Source organism: Nostoc sp. WHI (genome assembly GCF_015714725.1).
GTDB lineage: Bacteria > Cyanobacteriota > Cyanobacteriia > Cyanobacteriales > Nostocaceae > Nostoc.
The window spans coordinates 1-18,361 of the sequence record NZ_WBKM01000097.1; the positions used below are offsets into that span (position 1 = coordinate 1).

13 protein-coding genes and 1 pseudogene are annotated in these 18,361 nt (G+C 43.7%); 4 read left to right on the forward strand and 10 right to left on the reverse strand.

The window, feature by feature from the left end; genetic code table 11:
* Nucleotides 1-248: 248 nt before the first annotated feature.
* The 5 genes from F8S12_RS09765 to F8S12_RS09785 form a co-directional block, all read right to left on the reverse strand.
* Complete coding sequence (locus F8S12_RS09765; RefSeq protein ID WP_196516104.1) at nt 249-2,360, reverse strand: xanthine dehydrogenase family protein molybdopterin-binding subunit; 2,112 nt, start codon at nt 2,358-2,360, stop codon at nt 249-251.
* Nucleotides 2,357-3,352 (reverse strand): FAD binding domain-containing protein, encoded by a 996-nt coding sequence (locus F8S12_RS09770; protein ID WP_196516105.1) that lies wholly within the window; start codon nt 3,350-3,352, stop codon nt 2,357-2,359. The genes F8S12_RS09765 and F8S12_RS09770 overlap by 4 nt, the downstream gene beginning before the upstream one ends.
* On the reverse strand, nt 3,349-4,065 hold the full coding sequence (locus F8S12_RS09775; protein ID WP_196516106.1) for a 2Fe-2S iron-sulfur cluster-binding protein: 717 nt from the start codon (nt 4,063-4,065) through the stop codon (nt 3,349-3,351). The genes F8S12_RS09770 and F8S12_RS09775 overlap by 4 nt, the downstream gene beginning before the upstream one ends.
* 470 nt (nt 4,066-4,535) lie before the next feature.
* Nucleotides 4,536-5,588 carry an aromatic ring-hydroxylating oxygenase subunit alpha gene (locus tag F8S12_RS09780; protein ID WP_196516107.1) on the reverse strand — a complete coding sequence of 351 codons (1,053 nt, stop codon included), beginning with the start codon at nt 5,586-5,588 and terminating at the stop codon, nt 4,536-4,538.
* A 174-nt stretch (nt 5,589-5,762) separates the two neighbouring features.
* Nucleotides 5,763-6,935 (reverse strand): pyridoxal phosphate-dependent aminotransferase, encoded by a 1,173-nt coding sequence (locus F8S12_RS09785; protein ID WP_196516108.1) that lies wholly within the window; start codon nt 6,933-6,935, stop codon nt 5,763-5,765.
* 481 nt (nt 6,936-7,416) lie between these two features.
* Here F8S12_RS09785 and F8S12_RS09790 point away from each other — a divergent pair, with 481 nt between their 5' ends.
* Complete coding sequence (locus F8S12_RS09790) at nt 7,417-7,932, forward strand: hypothetical protein (RefSeq protein WP_196516109.1); 516 nt, start codon at nt 7,417-7,419, stop codon at nt 7,930-7,932.
* 233 nt (nt 7,933-8,165) lie between these two features.
* Here F8S12_RS09790 and F8S12_RS09795 read toward each other — a convergent pair whose 3' ends face one another.
* Both F8S12_RS09795 and nrdJ read right to left on the reverse strand, forming a co-directional pair.
* A complete protein-coding gene (locus tag F8S12_RS09795) occupies nt 8,166-8,384 on the reverse strand; it encodes a hypothetical protein (RefSeq protein ID WP_196516110.1) in 219 nt (72 codons plus the stop codon).
* Between the two features lie 138 nt (nt 8,385-8,522).
* Complete coding sequence (gene nrdJ, locus F8S12_RS09800) at nt 8,523-13,013, reverse strand: ribonucleoside-triphosphate reductase, adenosylcobalamin-dependent (protein WP_196516111.1); 4,491 nt, start codon at nt 13,011-13,013, stop codon at nt 8,523-8,525.
* Between the two features lie 352 nt (nt 13,014-13,365).
* Here nrdJ and F8S12_RS09805 point away from each other — a divergent pair, with 352 nt between their 5' ends.
* From F8S12_RS09805 to F8S12_RS09815, 3 genes and pseudogenes are all read left to right on the forward strand, one after another.
* Nucleotides 13,366-14,145: a Uma2 family endonuclease gene (locus F8S12_RS09805; RefSeq protein ID WP_196516112.1), complete on the forward strand. Its 780-nt coding sequence runs from the start codon at nt 13,366-13,368 to the stop codon at nt 14,143-14,145.
* Between the two features lie 52 nt (nt 14,146-14,197).
* The gene (locus F8S12_RS09810) at nt 14,198-14,401 is read left to right on the forward strand and encodes a type II toxin-antitoxin system HicB family antitoxin (RefSeq protein WP_196516113.1); all 204 of its coding nucleotides are present in this window, start codon (nt 14,198-14,200) and stop codon (nt 14,399-14,401) included.
* Between the two features lie 62 nt (nt 14,402-14,463).
* Nucleotides 14,464-14,625, forward strand: a pseudogene (locus tag F8S12_RS09815) (type II toxin-antitoxin system HicA family toxin); the annotation flags it as partial.
* Nucleotides 14,626-14,636: 11 nt separating this feature from the next.
* On the opposite strand, the gene F8S12_RS40465 reads toward F8S12_RS09815, so the two are convergent.
* From F8S12_RS40465 to F8S12_RS09830, 3 genes are all read right to left on the reverse strand, one after another.
* Complete coding sequence (locus tag F8S12_RS40465; protein ID WP_331001378.1) at nt 14,637-14,966, reverse strand: hypothetical protein; 330 nt, start codon at nt 14,964-14,966, stop codon at nt 14,637-14,639.
* 102 nt (nt 14,967-15,068) lie between these two features.
* Complete coding sequence (locus F8S12_RS09825; RefSeq protein WP_230967915.1) at nt 15,069-16,991, reverse strand: tetratricopeptide repeat protein; 1,923 nt, start codon at nt 16,989-16,991, stop codon at nt 15,069-15,071.
* The gene (locus F8S12_RS09830; protein ID WP_196516115.1) at nt 16,948-18,300 is read right to left on the reverse strand and encodes an ATP-binding protein; all 1,353 of its coding nucleotides are present in this window, start codon (nt 18,298-18,300) and stop codon (nt 16,948-16,950) included. The genes F8S12_RS09825 and F8S12_RS09830 overlap by 44 nt, the downstream gene beginning before the upstream one ends.
* Between the last annotated feature and the right edge of the window lie 61 nt (nt 18,301-18,361).

Below are 18,361 nucleotides of genomic sequence, written 5' to 3' on the forward strand. Positions count from 1 at the left end.
TCCGAGTTCAAAGGTCGAAGTTCCGAGTTCAGAGCTAGTAATGAATAGAAATTGCAACTTCATGCAGACTCACCTTGACATCGCTACTCCTAATACAGTTCGGTTAACGTACTTATTCCTCGAAGATCCCCCCAACCCCCCTTAAAAAAGGGGGGATAATATCTCTTTTACCCCCTTTTTAAGGGGGTCGCCGTAAGCGGGGGGATCTTATCCGAACAGTATTGACAGCGCTACTCCTAATTTTCCAATTACAACAACTTGTCAGGTGTAATGGGTAAATCACGGATGCGCTTACCTGTGGCATGATAAACCGCATTAGCGATCGCTGCTGAAACACCTGTAATCCCAATCTCGCCTACACCTCTTACACCTGCTGGGTTGAAGTTTAGGTCAGGTTCGCCGACGAAGAACACCTCAATGCGAGGAATGTCTGCATGGGTTGGGAAGTGATAGGTAGCAAGGTCATAAACCACGGGATAGCCAATGTTTGGATCAAGATGGCACTCCTCCATTAAGGCTTGCCCGATACCCATGATCACACCACCACGGACTTGACTCGCTGCTGTCTTAGAGTTAATGACTCGTCCGATATCCATCACTGACACCCAGCGCGTCACTCGTAAACGTCCGATTTCTTCATCCACACTGACTTCGCAAAAATGTGCGCCCCAAGACTGAAACGCCCATTTCTTCGCTTCATCATCGGGGGCAGAAGATGCTGTGGCTTCAATTGCTGCCCGGCCAGACTCACCCAGAGTTACAAACGCCTCCTTTGCAGTCTTAGCATTAGCAGTTTTCAAAACTTGCTCACAAGCTGCCATCACCGCCGGGACAAGGGATGCTGTCATCTTGGAACCACCTGCTAAACCCCCATCTGGTAGTAACGAGTCGCCCAACTCTACGTGTATTCCTTCGACAGGTAGCCCCAATGCCTCTGCTGCTGTGGCTGCAACAACTGTATACGCGCCAGTGCCCATGTCATTCCCGGCTGTGAGCAGATGGGCAGTACCGTCTGATAGCAGCCGTACCTTGACTGATGCTTTACCCCGCAAGCCGGGGAAGGTTGATGCTGCCATTCCCCAGCCGACAAGTTTACCATCGCGTGTTAAAGAACGTGGCTGTTTTGGTCTATCTTTCCAGCCAAATTGCTCCGCACCAACTCGCAAACAGTCAGCAAAATGTTTGGCTGAGAACGGCAGATCCTTACGCTGGTGTTCTTTAGCTTCGTTTTTTAAGCGCAGTTCTACTGGGTCGATTTTTAACATCCAGGACAGTTCATCCATTGCCGACTCTAACGCCCACATCCCAGGATTTTCTCCAGGGCCGCGCATGAATGTTGGTGTACCGATGTTCAGCACCGCTAGCTCCTGCTTCAGTTGCAGATTTGGCGCTGTGTACATAACTGGCGTGACCCCAGTACAGGGTTCTGCGTAGACTTCCACTGGTGAGGTACAGGATTTGGCCTCGTGGGCGATCGCAGTTAAAATACCATCAGCAGTTGCTCCTAAACGCATAGTTTGCTCGGTTTCGGAGCGGTGTCCTGAGTTCGCTGTCATTTGTCTGCGGCTAAGGACGACTCTGAGAGGACGCTGGAGTTTACGGGCAGCCGCAGCACAGAGAATACCGTGAGGCCAGGGTAAGGCTTTGCAGCCAAAAGCTCCACCCAGGAAGGGCGTGACGATGCGAACCCGCTCAGATGGCAGTCCGAAGAGTTCCGCATAAGTGCGTTGGCTTCCCAACACCCACTGCGACGGTTCGTAAACAGTGAGTGAATTTGCATCTTGCCAGTGGGCAATGATGGCATGGGGTTCCATCGGCGCGTGCATTTCGGTGGAAGTCTTGTAGGTAGCTGTAAGTTTCGTTGTTGCACTTGCCACCCCTGTCGCAAAATTCCCCTTTTCAAACTTTGACTCCTCACCCATCTGCGGTGGCTCTTTGAAGGTAGCTTTTGCAGCTTCCACCACTGGCTTTTGAGTTGCGTATTCCACCTTGACTAAATGCGCCGCGTCACGTGCCCGCTCAAAGGTGTCTGCCACTACCAAACCGATAATTTGCCCCGCATAGTGAATTTTGTCATCCGACAACGGCAGACGAGCCTCGTAGATTTTCGAGGATACAAAGTCGTTGGTTGGCATAAACACCTTGGGCAAGTTTTTATGCGTGAAAACATCTATTACACCTACTGCCTTTTCTGCCGCACCAGTGTCGATGCTTTTAATTTGCCCATTAGCAATGCTGGCGGTGACAAGATAACCGTGAACTAGACCCGGAATTTGATGCTCTGCGGCGTAGGTTGCCGTGCCTGTAACCTTTGCCCGTCCATCCTTGCGGCTGACGTCAGTCCCAATTACTTTATTCAAGCTACGCCTCCTCCTTGAGCTGAAACCGTGAGTGCGCGACGAATTGCCCGCCTTGCCAAGTCAACTTTGAAACTGTTGTGAGTTAATGGCTTGGCTCCTTGAAGTGCAATTTCTGCCGCTTGTTGAAACGTTGCAGTATTAGCAGTCTTGCCGATTAAAAACTTTTCTGCTTCTGTTGGCCGCCAAGGTTTATGAGCTACGCCACCCAAAGCCAAGCGGACATCCTTAATGCGATCGCCTGCTAAATCAAGAGCAGCCGCTACAGAGATTAACGCAAAAGCATAAGAAGTGCGATCGCGTAACTTTAGATAAACCCCTGATTTGGCAAAGGGCATTGGGGGAATAATCACCGAGGTAATCAACTCACCTGGCTCTAAGTTTGTGTCTCGCTGGGGTGTGTTTTCTGGTAGTCGGTGAAAGTCTGTAAATGGAATCTGCCGCCTACCTTTAGTGCCTTCCACAACAACAACAGCATCCAGAGCCGCAAGCGGGACACACATATCCGAGGGTTGAACTGCCACACATTGGTCACTAGCCCCCAGGATGGCGTGCATTCGGTTGATGCCCGTTGCTGCCGGACAGCCGCTTCCCGGTTGCCGTTTGTTGCAAGCAAAGGCAGTATCGTAATAGTAGGGACAGCGAGTGCGTTGTAGTAGGTTGCCGCCTACGGTTGCCATATTGCGGATTTGCTGAGACGCACCAGCCAGAATCGCCCGGGACAATATTGGATAATCGCGGCGAACATCTTCATGGTCTGCCACTGCTGTGTTACTTACCATCGCTCCAATGCTCAAACCACCCGCGCTTGTCCGTTCAATGCGCTTCATCTCTAATCGAGAGATGTCAATCAGTTGCGATGGCTCATCAAGGAAAACTTTCAAACGGTCAACCAAATTTGTACCGCCTGCAATCAACATTGCATTTTGGTCAGTAGTTGCCCGTTGAACGGCATCTTTCACAGAAGTAGCACGGATGTAAGTGAAGTTCTTCATGTGACCATCTCCTGGGGTTCATTGACCATCACAGTTGCCGCAGGAGAGGGCGGTTTTTGTCCCATTACCTGCTGGACTGCTGCCACAATGCCGTTGTAAGCGCTACATCGACAGAGATTACCACTTAGTCGCTCCTTAATTTCAGCTTCCGAGAGTTCGGCCAACTGTGGAGGACGAGTTAAATCTGGTGTGACGACGCTGGCACAGCCGCGTTTAACTTCATCAAGTAAGGCAACAGAAGCACAAATTTGTCCTGGGGTACAATAGCCGCACTGTAAGCCATCGTTATCAATGAATGCTGCCTGCATTGGATGCAGAGTATCGCCCTTTGCTAGCCCTTCAATGGTGACGATCGCTTTGCCTTCCTGCATCACCGCCAGAGTCAGGCAAGAATAAACTCGCTGACCATCGATCAAAACAGTACAGGCCCCACACTGCCCATGATCGCACCCTTTTTTGCTGCCCACTAGCCCCAGGCGATCGCGCAGGGCGTCTAAGAGTGTGACACGCGGCTCAAGGTCGAGTGTTTGCTGCTCACCGTTAACAGTAAGTTTCACGTTTATCTCACCTGGGTTACTCTGAATAGCGTCTTTTGCTACGGTTGTCTGATTAAGTAATGAGGGAGCGGCTATAGCCGTTCCGGCAGCAGTAAGTGCCCGTCCCAAAAAACCGCGTCGGGATGTTTTTTCTACCCCTTTTTTCTTGTGTTGCATGATTCGTACTTCTAGATTGAATAATGCGGTAATTCTGAGAACTTAGGGATATGCCTAGCTATTTAGTATTGTGTACATAATTAAGTCCGAGTGCAGGTAATAGTCTATGGAAATAAGGAAAAATCAGACAAATATACCTTTTTGAATAGCCGGATTATCTTCTCATGTGTAGATTTAGGATAATATTCATCTTTGCTATTTCATTGACTAGAGCGATCGTTCACTAAAATATATTGACGAAAACGAAATATTGTGTAGTTGGTTCAAATCTTCATCCAAGTATGTTCAGTTTAATTCCCCTACCTCTACAGGCAGTAAGTTTTGCGGTAGGGTTCAAATCCCCAGACGCTTTAGGATGAGCTAACGCTACGTTCGCGGAGCGCGCTGCCCTGAGCTTGCCGTTCGCGGAGCGTCTCGTAGAGAAGGGTCTCGTCGAGAGCCGTCATTACGAATTACGAATTACGAATTATTTAGGCACGCCAACGGAGTATCTGACCCTTAACAGGGTTTACAAATGGTCTTCCTTCAGCCACAGACTTAGCATACTCCCGCTTTAACTGGTAGTACCACTGCGCCTGCATATCTGAGTCCTTAATCAATCGCAGCACAGGATTATATTTAAGTCCAATCTGCTGCTTTTCCACTACAGTTCGATCTTGTCCAATAAAAGTTTGCGCCAATATATGCATCAGTGGCTTGAAAAATCCCACCCAACGCAGTGTCCAGTAAAGAGCAAAAGTTACCTCAGTTTCTGTGTCCGAAATGGGTGTAACTGCCGTTAAATTACAGACTCGATGGTTTCCAATGGTGGTTTCTTCGATTCTGACTCCAGGTAAACGAAAAGAAATCTCCGTTTCCGGCAGACCACCGCCAATTAGCCAGTATAATCGACCCCCATTCTCTGGTAATCGGTGTCGTCGCATTGTAAAACCGTAGGGTGAAGCGTCAAATTGCTTTACTTCTTCGTGCAGTTGCTCATTTCGCCACCACCAAGCGCGATGAACATAGGGAGAATGGGCAGGGTCCATCAGACCTACCACTGCATGATCGATAAAACAAGGGAACCTGACGATTTTTACAAACTGTGGCGATCGCTCGTAAAATCCAGGAATTACTGGAATCTCCATCTCAGAAGCAGGTTGAGCGTTATCTGGATCAGTCATATATATCCAGATATTCCCTTGAGCTTCCCGAACTTCATAGAATTGTACATCAAAACGACTCAAATCAATCTCCTGATCTTCTACAAGAGATGGAATTGCAGTGCAGCGTCCAGCCTGATTAAAGCGCCAACCGTGGTAACAGCATTCCACTTCCTGTCCATTGAATCGACCACAACTCAAGGGCACACCACGATGGGGACAAATATCCCGCATCGCAGAGATTTTGCCATCCTGGCCGCGGATTAACAGCACCGGTTCTCCTAAAAAGATGCGGCTGATCATCATACCTGGCTTGATCTGATAGCTAGGCAAAGCATAGTACCAAGTATTACGTAATACAAAATTGTCATTATTTTTCATAACTAACTGCGTCTGCCTTTGACACAACGAAAGTCATGGTTGATGAAATGGAAGGTTATGCTGGGAAACATTCTTTCAGGTTTTTAATAGCTGTAGGTAAATTCAACTGATGCACTTTTTAGTCATTCTCTCAGATTTGGGATAATCTGCGATCGCTCCGGGTGTGAAGTTGGATTATTCATAACTCCTAACTATATTTTGTAACCCTTGCACTAATCTTTCTATACCTTCTTTTGCCGTCTCTTTTTGCAGTGCCCCATAAGCAACACGTAGATAGCATCCATTATCCATACCAAAGGTTGTACCTGGAATGACTGCTACTTTATATTCTTGAATTAGTCTTTTAACTAACTCAAAAGCATCAATTTGGGTATGAACTTTGAGGAAAAAATAGAACGCGCCATTGGCAGGGGTAATGCTACATAAGCCTTGTAGGCGGTTGAGAGAGTCGAGTACTAGTTGCCGTACTTCGGCGAGCGCTCCTATATTACTCTTCAAATACTCCTGTTTTGCCTGCAATGCTCCTAAAGCTGCATATTGAGAAATTACTGGCGGACAAATCAAAATTGTATCCTGAACTTTTTTGACGGACACAAATAAGTGTTTAGGAATCACCATGTAGCCAATACGCCAACTGGCAAAACCGTATGCTTTAGAAAGGCTATAGAGGGAAATAGTGTACTGATTACTACCAAATGCACCAGGTGAAACGTGTTTTACCCCATTATAGGTAAAGTATTCATAAGCTTCATCGCTGATGTGGTAAATGCCGCGAGTGCCACATATTTGATTTACTTGATACAATGCCGCTTTTGAATAAACAACCCCAGTCGGATTATTTGGTGAAATTGTCACTACAGCCCGTGTTTTGGCAGTAATTGCTTGAGCGATCGCCTCAGGACGCAGTTGATAATTTTCATCCGTTTCCACTAATACTGCACGACAACCAGCCATTGCGATCGCCATTTCGTGGTTGAAATAGTAGGGCGTATTCAAAATAATTTCATCGCCTGGGTTAGTGATAGCAAGAATGGCATTCATAAATCCCATGTTGCTTCCCGCCGTCACGACAATGCAGTTTTCCTCGTTAATTTCAATGCCGTTGAAAGCTTGCAATTTTCCTGCAAGTGCTGTCAGCAAGGGGGGAATTCCTTCAACTGATTTGTATAGATTATTAGTGGGTTCGACTAAGAATTTGGGTAAAAATTCTATGGCTTCCGGTGGTGGACTGTAAGAAACAACACCCTGTCCCAGAGAGATTGTTCCAGGAGAGTTTTTAATTAGTTCCCCAACTATAGGAATAATTGGCGACTGTACCACCTGCATACGAGACGTTAGGGATTCCATGTTTCGATGCTTATACACCTAGCTTTAGTATCTTTAGTAAATATAGGACTATGATTTGATTTCTGAAAAAACTCCGTACAGATCAAAGAGCATTCTTTCCCGTTGCCTCTTGCCTCTTGCCTGTTGCCTGCCTACCCAGATAAGTTCAAAAATCAAATCGGATTGCTATAGTATTTAGATTTACACAGTGCTGTACTAGTATTTTGTCTGATCAGTATGATAAGGTGGTAAAATACGATACGCTAATAGACGCTTTTAGCAGATGGAAAATAAATTCTTTCCCTCTGCTCTCTGGTTTTCTTCGGTAAAGGTTTTATCCGTGATTCGGAGTTACTGATACCATTTCTTCGTGAAGTTGCATATATTTACTCACGACTACGTTCCCCTTACCAAGGAGGGACTAGATAAGGGTCTTGTTATGTGCATCTTCACACAGAATTAGTATGAATCGGGAACAATATAAAACCAAAGGAATAAGAGAATGCGTTTGAGAAAGCTAGTCAGCTTTGGAATTTTTGTGCTGGTGTTAGTCATCGGAGTCGGTTTCACGTCAATTGCCCGTGGTTATGATTATCCTCCCCCACCTCAGCAGGTTGCGATCGCCCAACAAACAAGCGATCTCATGCTCAACACGTTGTTCGCGGCGCTGACACAGGAGTTCGACGAGACAACGCCGGATAATGTGGAGCAGGGTAAGCAGTCTATTTCGCTGATATTTAACGATCATAACAAAGATATGCGGTTGGTCGGCACCATTAATCCGCTACGGGAAAATGATCGCCCCAGGGACAACTTCGAGCGTCAGGCAAACGCGTTGGCGCTGGCGGGGCAGGCATACACGTCCGTCCAGCAGGTGGACGATAAATGGTACTATCGACGCTCGATCCCCCTCAGCAACTTCAGGGCGGAGTGTGCACTCTGCCACGTCAATTTACCAACTGGCCCCACGTCGGACTGGGTGGGCGCGCTCATGCTTAGGGTGCCGGTCAAAAGGTAGGAGTCAATGAGAGGAAAAGGGGCAGGGAACAGGGGGAGAACATAAATAAATTTATTTGCTCTAAAACTCTTGAATCTTAAATCCTCCCCCTGCCCCCCTGTCCCCTTTGGAGTTTAGGAAGCAAGCTACAAATTCTGCGGTGGGGCATTGCGTGAAATTAAAAGTGAGCTTCAGTTAATATTCGACGGAATACCGAAAGCCCCTGAGAGAGCTTACACTACATGGGGAGTATGTCACTCAATCGAAATCTGTTGAGGGCGAGTGGTTTTGCCATTATGTGCGTCCGTTCTGGTGCCAGTGTAACTATTTGAGCGGATCTGTTGGTCTAGCCAGCTTTTAACGGGATCGTCTGCAAGATTGAGCCGAAGCACTCCAGAAAATAATCCACCCACAAATGAGACTGGATGCTGGGTAAATTCTTTGAATATAGGTGACAATTCACTAATGAACATTAAGAGTCTCCTGGCGCTGCCGTAAAAAATTATCACATCTTAATTGATCGTAACCTGTCGAGGGATGTTGGGCATTGGGGAGAGGGGAAAGAGCCTAAGAAAGTTCTCCTCTGCTTCCCAGTCCCTAGTCATTTCGCCTTATAAGCTTGGTTGCTGATCGGGAAACATACACTTATCAGAGTCACAACCACTAGGGCCAGCCTCTGTCATTTCGCCTGAATCGTAGCGGCTTAGAACTGCACAGAAATCATCTGTTTTGCGCCGTGCTTTCACCTCTTGACTTAAGCGATCGCAGGTTGGTTTGTCTATTGGTTCAAACGGCAAACGTGGGAATGATTGCAGATCGTCAAAACGAGCTAAAAGAGCTGCTGAAATATATCCTTCATCATTCTGGATAGTTTCGTAGATGCGCTGTCCAAGGGTTTCTATTTCCTCAGAGCGAAGCTCCAAAGTTGCTGATGTGTTGTGAGTCACATACCAGCGTTGAACCTGGAGGACAAAATCAAATTGGGCTAAGACTGAAAACTTAGAAATATCAATTTCATCAGCTCCAGGTAAATCAGCCCAAGATACAGAAACCGGGATTTCTACTAACCATTCACTTACCCGTGAATCAAAGGGATCGTTAAGCAAATTGCCCTGTTCATCTTTGTCTGATTGAGAGGGAATAACATTGTAGCCATAGTCAATACAAGCTAAGGCTACTGGGTCATTTTTGCCAAAGGTAATGCGGCGAATAAATCTTTGCGCTTTCGGGGGATGCCATCCTGAACTAGCATTAGTTAATAAAGCCTTAGTGCCGCTAGGTTGGACTGTAGTACAGCGATTTGGACGTTTGAGATTGTGGCGATCGCAATAATCCCAAACAACCCGATGTACAATATCTTTCCAATAACTTAAGTATTTCTTTTCCTCACGTTTGAAAGCTAATCCTTGTGCAGTTGCCGGTCTTCCTTGTTCCCACCAGCGCAGCCAATCAACACCAAAAGCATGGACAAAGAAATCAAATAAACCTGTAAAAGAAACTCCCACAATCGGATCTAATTCACGGCTGTATTGATAGCGTGGTTCGAGGAATTTGTGATTTAAAAGTGCTGCTACAGATAAAGCCCCAGCAGTGAAAGCCTCCTCTTGTTCTTTGTAATTATGTGGGTCGATTTGATTCAGGTGAACCTCAGACAAATTGCAGTTACCAGTTAGAGTATTACCAAATACTCCTTTATGATATTCTGGTTCGTTGAAGCAATAAGTATCGTGCAAACTTGGCAATTCTTCCACACTTCTGACTATTTGCCATTTACCTTTGTATTTGGCGTCACACCCTTTGCTCACATCCAAACACTGGCAAGGAATTTGCCTACAGTTAGTAATTTGCAGGTAGTACAAATCTTGGCTGCGAACACCATAATTAGTTACTGAACCTTGATGAGCGCAAAGATTTAAAGAAGAACGGATACCGCATTTAGCTAGTAATAACTGCACTCGATATGCACGTTCGTAATCAGAGATATAAATCCTAATGCCATTGTTATGTGTATTCGAGCCATCTGTATCCGCTAAACCAGCAATAAAGTGCAAAATGGCTTGGCGATTCCAACTAGCAATTACGTTCAGTGACTCTGGATTTGTTTTTAAACTCTTTAAAAATTCTCCAGAAAAACCTAAGTCTGTTACATCTGTAAAAGTCGGTAGGTAGTCATAGTTTCTTTCAGGAGACTTTCTTCCGATTACAGATAAAGCGGCTTTCTGTTCATAGAGTCTAACTTTGGCATTCCCATTTTTATCTGTAGTTCCATCTCCTACAGCTATCCCCAAAGTATAGGCATAACTTGGATCGATATTTAATCCATCTTCATAGTGAATAGTAAAAGGCTCAGTATGAATGGCATATCTACTAACATCCATCAAATCCTTAGTTTGCACTTCTTTGTATTCTTGGTCAAATCTATCTTTCACAAAGAAGCGATGATATGCGGTTACATCCAAGTAAGTACCATCTGCAAATTTGACTCGATATAAATGGCGATCGCTACCAGTTTTAAATGGTGTTACTTGACTCCATTTTTGACCATTCCAAATCTCAGTTTCACACCCAATAACATCTTTGATTTTATGCATTCCATCTCTAGTGATGAGCAAAGTATCACCACTCACACAGTGGAAGTTAGCGCCTATGATTTCTCCACACGGATTTAAAGCATATCGCTGCAAACGATGTTCTAGCTCATTAGCATCAAGATTTGGATAACGTTCTTTTAACCACTGTTTTGCTGTTCCTTGTTCGTAAGCTTTCAAGAAATCAATTTTTAACTTAGGAGTTGGCAGCAAATCAATGTTTGATCGCGCCACAGCTTCACCAGCCCATTGAATCGCTCCTTCGCCACTGTAATATTGTTTGCGGACAGCATCAATACATTCTTCTAATGTTGGCTTGCGGTGAAAAACTCTGGTGTGGTTTGCCATCCTCAGAGCATCGCGCTCTGGATCAATTCGCCAGTTGCCACTTTCATCCTGCTGCCATAAATTATCTTTGGCATCGGCGAACAAACTATCTTCGCTAGAACCTTGCCTCATGCCAGCACTATTATGTGTCAGATAGCCATCACAATAGAAACAATGAGCTTCTTCGACTTCGATATCGTAAGTGTGGACATGATCATAACTGCCCAGTCCTTTAACACTGACTGGAATATCTAACGAGATATCAGCTTCAACGATATAGCGTTCATAATTGGCATCAACAGTGCGAGATCCTTGGAATCCCATATCTCGCATCTCGCTATAGGTGTAAGCTTCCCGCATGATGCTAGCAGGAACAGTGAAACCATACATTTTCAGTCCTTGTTTCACACACCCTTTAACTGAGTGTGGTGCAATGAGTGCGTTGTAACGCTCTTTAAAGGCTGGTATTGTGAGGCTGTATTTAACTTGCCATGTTTTCTGTTGTGGATGGATAATGCTAATTCTGCCAGCGATCGCCAAACTGGATAAAACTGCACTAACTTGTCTAATAAATGACCGATAGACTGAGGTAACTAAGTGAGGGGGTCGGTTATTCACAGCACCGTCACTGTCCATTAATCCAGCTAGGTAAGCCGCCCTGATATCTACTGAACCCTGCAAAATAAAACTAGGAATTGCTAGGGGAATATTTGGCTGCTTGATATAGCGATGGAAGTACTCAGCTAATCGAATAGATGAGCAGATTGATTTAGCAGTATTTTCGCCTTTGATAATGCCATGAGTAGCAGTCAATCCAAATAAAGCTAAAGCAGCATCTATTTTGGCTTGAACTCTAGCTGTGAGTTCCCTATCTAAGCTATTCATTGCCCATTCAACCCGGCCATAAGGCTTATTATACTTATTTCGACCGAGAGCAATATAGCCGTCACCGTGGCTTAACCCAATTAGCCAAGCAACCTCAGATGTCAATTCGGGAATTACAAACGATTTAGCTGTGCGACTGTTTGAGGGTCGAGATTCAGTAAAATCAGGGGGTAGATGGGTAACTGTGCCAGGTAGAACTTGTGTGTTGTGCAGTAGCCGATCGCCCTCAACTAGACTTGCGATCGCCTTCCAGGTAATTCTCCCTTGAGCATCTGCAAGAACTGCTTGTCTGTGGTTTAAAGTTGCTCTAGGGTAAGTTGCATTAGTTTCAATTTCATAAACATCCTGAAATCCTTGGTCGAATTTATCAACAACTCGCCGAAATCCTAAAGGAGTTTGTACTAAATCACCCACTTGGACATCGCAAATGGGAACAAGACCTTTGGAAGTATGAACTAAAGCATCTTCAGGGAGACAGCGCCGAATGTTGCCAGCAACAATTGTGACAGCCGCTTGATCGATTAACAAACAGCATTCAATTGAACTTAATTGTCGTCCTAGAGCTTTATTGAGAATAGAGGCACAACGCTGATAAAGTCCGGGCAATTTCACCGGATTAGCAACTCCTCCAAAGCCGTTGAGAGTTTCTCCGGCTTTTCGGACATCGCTGATATCAACTAATACTTCAACTTCTGTTGAAAATTGTTCATTAGTGGAGAGTTCTAACAGGGTTTGATATGATTCAACCCAACCTTCACGGCTATCTCCAACGTGAATAGTGACGCTGTTGCCTTCTATATTTGTTTCAGTATATTCACGTCGCAGTTGTTGAAGAGTGCTGCCAATTTCACCTTGTACAGTGACATTCAAATGATTACGGATGGGGGGCAACTGATTGATAAATTGTGGTTCTAGAACGGCTCCAGTTCCACAACCCATCATTGCCAAATCCATCATTAATCCGAAGGCACTCCAGTCTTCTAGATTGGTAGAGGTGCAATTATAAGCGCCGGAAAAATTCTTTGGCTTGGTTATCCAGTCTGTACCACCAACCCATAGCCAGCGTCCACTGGGCATAGCTTTCAAGTTGCGCTGCATCTGATCGAGGATGTCGGCTTCTTCTTGAGTTAGCTTCCCCAGCTTAATTAAGCCTAGTAGAGTGCGATCGCATACGTCATCCCATGTTTCCCTTAGTCCCGCCTTGGTACGGCGGCTATAAGTTCTAAAAAATACGGGATTAGCAGCCGGTGCAGTTTCGGGAAACTTTGCACTCTGGCGTTTTCTTTCGAGTTCTCGAACCATATATTAGGTGTCTTGCGTTCTGGTTGCGTGCGGACAGATTATGACTATACGCCAAGTAGTTTTAGGATTAAAGATTGTCAAATTGCCCACTTTGCGCTACCTCTACGCCGTATAGATTTCAACAAAAATTTATAATGTATAATGTCGATTCCCCTCTGACATAGCTAAGTACTACGTTGCGATTAGAACATAAATTAATGCAAATGCGATCGCCTTTGGCGTTGCCCCTTGGGCGATCGCTGGTGGAGAGACAGGATTTAACAACTGATCGCTAGTGCGTAACTTTTGCTAACACTCATAACAGTTAATTACGTCTACGATCTGAAATTAAGAGATAATCACTGAAGCCATCATGCTAGAGTACAATCCCTTGGCTTGCTTGCCCTCATCTGAGGAACTACCAGACTCTGACGATACCCCAGTGGATAATGAATTACAAGATTTGATTCCCGGTTTGCTCAAAGCGATTCTGGCAATGGCTTGGCCAGAACGCATGGATTGGTATTTTGGCGTAGATATGGGTATTTATTATGACCCAGATTTACCAGCAATAGTCCCAGATGGGTTTTTGAGTTTGGGCGTAGAGCGATTTTATGATGAAAACCTCCGTCCCAGTTATGTGCTTTGGGAAGAGAGGAAATTACCGATATTAGTGTTGGAGGTAGTATCTAAAACGTACCGTGGTGAGTACTCGACCAAAAAAGCAGAGTATGCAAGATTGGGAATTTTGTATTATGTAGTTTACAACCCCTTTCGTCGCCGCAAGCCACGTTTAGAAGTTTACAAATTAGTTAACAATGCTTATGAATTACATGATGGGAATCTAGTTTGGTTGCCAGAAATAGATTTAGGAATTGGCATCGAACGAGGAACTTATCTAGGCATACCACGGGAGTGGATGTATTGGTATAACCAACAAGGACAACGGTTTTTAACACCAGAAGAAAAGGAAAAACTTGCTGAACAAAAAGCTCAACAGGCAGACCAAAAAGCTCAACAGGCAGAACAAAAAGCTCAACAGGCAGAACAAAAAGCTCAACAGGCAGAACAAAAAGCTCAACAGGCACAGCAAGAAACCCAATTATTACGAGAACGGTTGCGATCGCTTGGCGTAGATCCTGATTTAATCTAAAAACTTTCTGCTACATTAACAAAGTACACACTAATAGAAAGTCAAGTAATCTATGAATATAAAAGTAGTATTAGAACCAAGCGATGAAGGTGGTTATACAGTTTTCGTTCCTACACTTCCCGGATGTATTAGTGAAGGCGAAACTATTGATGAAGCGGTAGAAAATATTCGAGAAGCGATAAAACTTTACTTGGAACCACTGGAAGAAGAATTGATAGTTGAACAGGGAGCCATAGTCAAGGAATTGGTTTTGTGACTAAAGTTCCCAGTTTGTCATACATTGAGATTATTACAGCTTTAGAGTGAGATGGATGGACAGTTGTACGTCAAAGAGGTAGTCACATTAGACTACAAAAACAAATGCCGGATGAAGTTTTGAAATTGACTGTTCCCGCCCATCGACCAGTCAAACGCACTACACTGGCTAAGATATTAAAACAAGCTCGGATAAACTTAGAAAAATTTTTAGATTTGTTGTAGAGTCCAAACATTTAAATATTTTTATCGTTAGCGATCGCTCGGTGTAGATCCTGATTCTCTGTCCTGAATTGCTGTAAAGACTCATTGACGAAGCTCCGAGGTTCATTAATGGAGTTCAAAGACTCGCTCACGAGTATAAAAGACTCGTTCACGAGTATCAAAGACTCATCCGCGAGTATCAAAGACTCATCCACGAGTATCAAAGACTCGTCCGCGAGTATCAAAGACTCGTCCGCGAGTATAAAAGACTCATTCACGAGTATCAAAGACTCGTCCGCGAGTATCAAAGACTTGTCCACGAGTATCAAAGACTCGCTCACGAGTATAAAAGACTCGTCCACGAGTATTAAAGACTCATTACAGCAATTTTCATTTATTTAGAAAACACTCTCGCGTTCTTCTTTGCGCCTTTGCGTGAGACAAAAAATCTTTCCGTCCTGTAATTACGAATTACGAATTACCCTATCAAGACTTGCACTCACACTTTCAGCATCCGGTGACTTCAATCGCTGCAAAATCTCTAAAGCTGGTTGCAAATAGGATACCGCTTTAGTGTATTCACCCTGTTGTTCTGCCAAATGTCCTAAGCACCACAGAGTTATTGCTTTGCCTTGGACATTACCAATGCGTTCTTCTATTTCCAAAGACTGACTATAGAGTGCGATCGCTTGATCCACATCCCCTTTGTTGGCGTAGATACTTGCCAGTTGGTGCAACGTCGCTGCTTTGCCTTGGACATTTCCAATGCGTTCAGTTATTTCCAAAGACTGATTGTAGAGTGCGATCGCTCCATCCACTTCCCCTTTATTGGCGTAGATATATCCCAGACAGTGCAACGTCGCCGCTTTGCCTTGGACATTCCCAGTGCGTTCATCAATTTCAAGAACTTGATTGTAGAGTGCGATCGCCTCATCCAGTTCCCCTTTATTGACGTAGATATCTGCCAGTTGGTGCAACGTCGCCGTTTTGCCTTGGACATTTCCAATGCGTTCAGTTATTTCCAAAGACTGATTGTAGAGTGCGATCGCTTCATCCACTTCCCCTTTGTTGGCGTAGATATATCCCAGATTGTTCAACGTCGCCGCTTTGCCTTGGACGTCACCAATGCGTTCATTTATTTCCAAAGAGTGATTGTAGAATGCGATTGCTTCATCCAGTTCCCCTTTGTTGGCGTAGATACCTGCCAGACAGTGCAACGTCGTCGCTTTGCCTTGAACATCACCAATGCGTTCAGATATTTCCAAAGACTGATTGTAGAGTGCGATCGCTTCATCCACATCCCCTTTATTGGCGTAGATAATTCCCAGATTGTGCAACGTCGCCGCTTTGCCTTGCACATCACCAATGCGTTCAGTTATTTCCAAAGACTGATTGTAGAGTGCGATCGCTTCATCCACATCTCCTTTATTGGTGTAGATAATTCCCAGATTGTGCAACGTCGCCGCTTTGCCTTGCACATCACCAATGCGTTCAGATATTTCCAAAGACTGATTGTAGAGTGCGATCGCTTTCTCCCATTCTCCCAAATCATTATATATGTAACCGAGTTCGTGGAGAATGCTGGCTTTGATTCCTGCTAAACTTTCATCTTCTTCAGTTAACTTTAAAGCTTCTAGCAAAAAATCTTCTGCTTTTTTCGCCTCACCAATACTCCTGTAAGCAACCCCTAACTCCTTTGAAATAGTAATGCGGGTGCGTATATCAGTTGATTCTTCCATTAGCAAGCGCTCAAGTAAATCAATCCGCTCTTGCCTTTCTAGTAAATCTAAACTTCCTAATATTCTCTCAGACTGAATAGTTTTTTCAATAGCTAACTCTTGAGTAGACTGGACAGTTTGAAAATAAAATACTCCTTTTCTCCATGCCCAAAAATCTGGGGCATATTTTGCCAAACGCATTAGTGCATGATCTGGTAAAAATATCAGTACAGGGTGAGGAACGCTATAAGTAAAAGCGTCTCGCACAAAGTTCAAGTCTTGCAGTACAGGCGGATATTTTCCAGACAAACCAATGGACTTTTCTAAACCGATAACAATTAAGACTAATTTTTTATCCGCCTCTAAATGAATTTCTTTTAAATCACCAATAATCTCATCCCTTAAAAAACGCAAATTCGGATCAGCAAAATTGAGAATTTCAAACTGAATATCTTGACATCGAGGATGCTTGTCGAGGATTTCAATTAAAATATTTCTATCTTCAGCAAAGTTAACAGCAACAAACCCAATCGTTAACTGAGTGTCAGCAAAGTCAACAAAGGTTAATAGTTCCGCTAATGACTGCTGATTGATTTGCACAAAAGTTTCTTTTTGCAAATTTAACTTAGGGGTTACTTGTAGCTGATTTGAGTGCTTCTTGAAAAGCATGGATTTGCCTCACAACTGGATTAACGTAATTCCAGCGATTTATGCCGTTGTATTCAAAAACCCAAAGACTGAACAGCATTAACCTGCCGATTTCATCTTTAGAAACATCCTTATTTACACATACCGCAGCCAACGCAGAATAGTATTCTGTTGGTATACTCCGTTCAAAATTAAACTGCTCTTGCTTAATAGCATAGGTAATATCATCGGCAATAACTTTTTCGCGATCGCGAGTTGCGGCTGTAAGAAATGCTTGTGATGCTATTTGCATCAATTGGCGGATGTGGCCGCCGCTTGCTTTCGCTAAATCTACCAATAGTTGACGCGATTCAAACACTGCATCTACTTCAACTCTTTGTTCAATTAAATTCGTAATTGCTGTTATCCCATCATCATTATGATCTAGATCGGTTTTATCTTGTTCAAATTTATATATGTTGACCATCGGCACAATATTCGGTGTGTCGAAGGTATTCGCCAAATTATTTTCAGAATAGACAATAGAAATTGGCGCTGTATAGATAATTGTACAATGTAGACTTTGTAATTGAAATGCGTAATCACAAAATAAATGTTTAGCTACATTTGGAGGCACTCTGTCTAAGTTATCAAAAATAATTAAAAATCCTTTTTCAAATTCCGGATATTTTGATTTAAGCTTGACAAAAGCATCACCTAATAGCAAATTTATATCTGCTTGTAAACGACCAATATCTTTTTGTAGATTCTGACGAACTGTTTTTCTTTGTTTGTCAGCACCTTTAATTTGAGCTTGTATTTTACCCAATAGCTTTGAAAGAAAGGGAATCGTTATTCCTGCTTCTGCCTCAGCACCGATACTTACTGACCTTTCAACTGTTTGTTCAGTTTCTTGAGTAATTTCTTTAAACCAAGACTCAAAATTATTTAACAGTTTTGCATCAAAATTTAATTCCGATGTGTATAAGACATCAGCAACTTTTTTTATAATTACCAAATATAAATCTGTGTATTCTGCGTCTAATATATCTAGTTCAGCGTCGGCTTCTATATAAATAACTCTATATTGAGATTCCCATTCTTGCTGAATCTTCCTTAATTCGGTACTTTTACCGCATCCCCGATGTCCAGTAAATAGAAGGCTGCAAAATTCTGCGGGTTCAAGAAAATCTAAGCGTTTTTTAATAGTATTAATTGCCTCTGTCTTACGAACTTTTGATAAATTAACATAATAACGTTCAATATCTCTACTACTCACTAAAGGAGCTACATCACAAACACGAAAAGCAGCTTTGAGAGTATTAGCACGATTAGGGGGTAAAGAACTCATCAGGTGTTATTTATATTAAGAATTTATACATACATATTTTACAGCAGCCGACTCCTAAAGC